Origin of the sequence: Novosphingobium sp. B-7 (assembly GCF_000410615.1) — a bacterium.
GTDB classification, from domain to species: Bacteria; Pseudomonadota; Alphaproteobacteria; order Sphingomonadales; family Sphingomonadaceae; genus Novosphingobium; species Novosphingobium capsulatum.
In genome coordinates, this window is record NZ_APCQ01000691.1 from 1 (window position 1) to 898 (window position 898).

Here is an 898-nt window from a genome sequence, read left to right on the forward strand (position 1 = left end):
CGCACAGCAAAGCATCTAACGCCTGAATTAAGCCGCGCCGCGAAGCGGCGTCGGCTTGAATGAATTGTTAGACATCACTGGCATGGCACTAAGCAATTTAGTGGCTTCATGTTTCACGAAGTGAACGAACGCCGCCAACTGATCCGCGCGTGAGGCCAAGCAATCTTCTCCTTGTCCAAGATAAGCCTGCCGGGCTTCAAGCAGTACGGGCTTATGTTGATCTGGCAGACGCTCCATTGCCCAGTTGGCAACGATATCCTTCGGTGCGATCTTGCCGGTTGCTGCGCTGTACCAAATGCGAGACAAGGTAAGCACTACATTCCGCTCATCGCCTTCCCAATCCGGCTGCGAATTCCATAGTTTCAGAGTGTCGCTCAATGCCTTGAATAGATCGCCTTCCGGAACTGGGTTAAAGAAATCCTCTGCGGCCGAACCTGCCAATGCAAGGCTATGCTGCCTTACTTTAGTTAGCAGAATAGCCAGATCAACATCGGTTGTGGCGGGCTCGAAGATGCCCGCAAGAATGTCCTTACGCTGCCACTCCCCGAATTGCAGTTCCCGTCTGGCCGGATAACGCCAAGGGACAACATCACCATGCACGACGATGGTAACTTCCAAGGCGCGGAGAGCTTCACTTTGGCCAGGGGAGGCAGAAATTTCCAAGAGATCTACGACCAGGGCTTGTCGGACAGTCTCATCGAGCCGTGCAGCCACAGTAACCAGCAAATCAATATCACTGTATGGCTTCAGGCCACCGTCCAGTGCAGAGCCGTACAAATGCACGGCCAGCAACGTTGATTCCAGATGACGCTCGATGGCGTTGAGAGCCAGTGATAGCTGTACCGAAATCTCGGCGGGTACTGCGTTACTCATGATGTCTAACGTTTGACGTGAGGGG

Annotated in this window: 1 protein-coding gene; it reads right to left on the reverse strand. The window is 53.6% G+C overall.

What is annotated here, in order from left to right:
- Positions 1 to 27: 27 nt before the first annotated feature.
- Positions 28 to 873: an ANT(3'')-Ia family aminoglycoside nucleotidyltransferase AadA6 gene (locus H926_RS0107280; RefSeq protein WP_022675713.1), complete on the reverse strand. Its 846-nt coding sequence runs from the start codon at positions 871 to 873 to the stop codon at positions 28 to 30.
- Positions 874 to 898 lie beyond the last annotated feature (25 nt).

Coding starts and splice junctions, on each gene's coding strand:
- H926_RS0107280 (WP_022675713.1), bottom strand. CDS start 873: ATGAGTAACGCAGTACCCGCCGAGATTTCGGTACAGCTATCACTGGCT.